This window comes from Gemmatimonadales bacterium, from assembly GCA_036265815.1.
Lineage (GTDB): Bacteria > Gemmatimonadota > Gemmatimonadetes > Gemmatimonadales > GWC2-71-9 > CAVVWJ01.
The window spans coordinates 1-2,919 of record DATAOI010000080.1; the positions used below are offsets into that span (position 1 = coordinate 1).

General features: G+C 64.7%; 4 protein-coding genes. All 4 read right to left on the reverse strand.

Translation table 11 applies throughout. The annotated features are described in order from the left end of the window. The coding region (locus VHR41_16555) for a sigma-54 dependent transcriptional regulator (GenBank protein ID HEX3235810.1) at positions 1 to 883 on the reverse strand (883 nt) is incomplete at its 3' end. Next, positions 864 to 2,042: a HAMP domain-containing sensor histidine kinase gene (locus VHR41_16560; GenBank protein HEX3235811.1), complete on the reverse strand. Its 1,179-nt coding sequence runs from the start codon at positions 2,040 to 2,042 to the stop codon at positions 864 to 866. The genes VHR41_16555 and VHR41_16560, both read right to left, overlap by 20 nt. Before the next feature lies 1 nt (position 2,043). Then, positions 2,044 to 2,469 carry a prepilin-type N-terminal cleavage/methylation domain-containing protein gene (locus tag VHR41_16565; GenBank protein ID HEX3235812.1) on the reverse strand — a complete coding sequence of 142 codons (426 nt, stop codon included), beginning with the start codon at positions 2,467 to 2,469 and terminating at the stop codon, positions 2,044 to 2,046. Positions 2,470 to 2,556: 87 nt separating this feature from the next. Beyond that, positions 2,557 to 2,919 (reverse strand): hypothetical protein (locus VHR41_16570; protein ID HEX3235813.1); only part of this gene is annotated, 363 nt, incomplete at its 5' end.

A 2,919-nucleotide genomic window follows, 5' to 3' on the forward strand; every position in this document is an offset into this window, starting at 1 on the left:
GGAACTCGCCGCGTTCAACAGCCTGCTCCATTGCGCGACCGGTGGCCGCAAGGACGCGGACATCGATCTTCTTGGCTTCGCGCGCGCCGAGCCGGCGGATCTCACCTTCTTCGAGCACCCGGAGGAGTTTGGCCTGGAGCGACTGGGGAAGATCGGCAATCTCGTCGAGCAGCAGGGTGCCGCCGTTGGACAGCTCGAAGAGCCCTGGATGATCGGAGGTGGCACCGGTAAAGGCGCCCTTGGTGTGACCAAAGAGCTCCGACTCCAGCAGCTGTTCGGGGATGGCTGCGCAGTTGATCGCGGTGAAGCTGCGCTCGTTGCGAGGGCTCATCCGGTGAATGGCGCGGGCGATGACCTCTTTCCCGGTTCCGCTCTCGCCGGTGATGAGCACCGTGGTGTTGTGGCGCGCCACCCGGGCCGCGAGCTCGACCACATCGCGCATCCCCCGGCTCTGGGAAACCACCAGATCACCAACGGCGCCCACCCCGAGACTGGAGCGCAGCGCGTCGAGCTCACGGCGCATGCGTTCCCGCTCCTCCGCCTTCTTCACAGTCAGGATGACTTCATCCGGCTTGAACGGCTTCTGCAGATAGTCGTACGCACCCTCACGCATGGCAGCGAGGGCGGCGTCTTCGTCACCATAGGCGCTCATCATGATGATCAGGGCGTTGCCGCTCTGATCGCGGTAGCGCCGGAGGAAGCTGAGCCCGTCCATGCCGGGCATCTTTACGTCACAGAGGATGAGGTCGAATTCCTCGGCCAGTGCGCGTGAGAGCGCCCGCTCCGGGTCGCCCTCAGCCTCAACGGCATAGCCGGACTCGCCGAGCAGCAGCGCGAGCGATTGCCGGAAACCCGCGTCGTCGTCAACGATCAGCAGCCGCATCGATCTCACTCGCGATTGGGAGAAATGCCTTGAACACCGCCCCGCCTTCTCTCGCTCGGTCTACCCAGACCGTACCGCCGCTCTCGTAAATCGTCCGGGCGACGATCGCCAGTCCAAGCCCCGTTCCCTGTCCCGGATCCTTGGTCGTGAAGAAGGGATCGAACACCCGCTCCCGATCCGCCTCCGACACCCCAGGCCCGTCATCGGCGACGAAGAGCATGACCCCTCTCGTCCCCGGTTCCAGCTCACGCGGCCGCGGCTCCGGCGCCCACCTTCGTCCCGGATCGGGCCAGTGATACTTGTTGTCGCCCTGTCTGGTCGTGGTCCGCCGCTGAGTGCCGATGGCCTTGGCGCGAGTGCCCACGACCACCCGTCCACCTGGGCTCGCCTGACAGGCGTTCACCACCAGATTGACGATGACCTGCTCCAGCAGGTGCTGATCGCCTCGAACCGGCGGGAGTCCCTCGTCGAGCGAGACTTCCAGCGCCTGTCCGCGCAGCAGTCCCTGTGCTTCCAGAAAGTCGAGCACCGTATGGACCGCGGCATTCAGATCAGTGGCGCCATCGTGCCGGCTGTCGGGCGCGGGTTCGGCGCCGGGCCGGGCATAATCCACGAGACCTTGCACGATTCGTTCGATCCGCTGGATGGCCTGGTGCATGTCACAGGTCACCTTGGGATCGGCACCTCGGCGCTGCAGCACCTCGACGTAACTCGCGAGTGCACCGAGAGGATTTCTGACTTCGTGAGCTACGCCCGCCGCCAGTCGGCCAATGCCGGCGAGCTTCTCGACGCGAACGACTTGGCTCTGCACGTCCAGCAAGTTCTCCGCCATCGCGCGATAGCGGGCTGCCAGCAGCTCCAGTTCGGCGGCAGCTTGGGGCGCGTGCGCAGGAAACTCCCCGACCGCAAGCGCATCAGCCTCAGCGGTCAGCTCGCGGACCGGCACGACGACGAGACGATGGACGGCATAGGCGCCGAACAGGATGAACACCATCGTGCTGCCTAGCCATAGCGCCAGCAGCGACTCGAGCGTTGCTCGCAAGTCGCTGCCCGTCATGAGAATTGTCGTCAGCCCAACCACTGCGACCGCGGACGAGGTGACGAATCCCAGCTCCAGGAGCAGTGCGGTCCGGAGCGACCGTCGCCCTCGGCCAGCCACTTCAGCTACACGCTACCGCCGCATCGGCCGTTGCCGGCGGAATTGGGGGTGTCACTCCGTAGAAGATCACGCACGTTTCGGTGGTCAGCGGCACCGCCGTCGCTCTCGCCGACCAACCCGCGTCAGTCGCATTCACTATGGTCACGAGAACACCGGACGAGGGACTGAACTGGATGCCTGCGCCGGGAATTACTCCGCCGTAGTAGGTCCGGTTCTCTACCCAGTATCCTTCCTGAGCGGTGGCCAGGTTGCGCAAGTCGGAGCGCATCGAGGCCACCACGGCCTTCTCTTTCGTATTGGCGAACTTTGGAATCGCTATCGCGGCCAGGAGCCCAATGATCACGACCACGATCAGCAGCTCGATCAGGGTGAAACCCCGACGATTCCGCCGGATTGCGATTCGAGCCGTCCTGCACCGCGTGACCATGATTCCACCCTCAGTCGAGTGTGCCTGGTAGGCAAAAAGGGCGGCTACCACTAGGTACCGCCCTCTTCGCTATCTATCCCGCCAGGCTTAGTAGCAGGCCGGAGCGCCTTCGGCTTTGACCGCGGCGTTCGGCGCATTGGCCGCCACACCCACGTACACACCGCAGACGTCGCTCGCTGCCGAGGTCACCGCAGGATTGGTGGCCTGAGCCTTCCAGCCGGCCGCGTCGATGTAGGTCACGACCACGGTGTTGTTCGCGCTGGGGGTGAAGGCCAGCCGGCCGGCACCCGCCAGACCGTTGGTCTGGGTATAGACCGTCCCGTCGCCCTTGTACGTCCCACCAGCGTAGTCCTGGTTATCCGAGAAGAACGCTTCCTGGGCCGTGACCAGGTTGCGCAGGTCGGACTTCATCGAAGCCACGACCGCCTTCTCCTTCGTGTTGGCAAACTT

Excerpts from the sequence above, each read along its gene's own strand:
- VHR41_16565 (HEX3235812.1), bottom strand. The coding sequence starts at position 2,469 with ATGGTCACGCGGTGCAGGACGGCTCGAATCGCAATCCGGCGGAATCGT.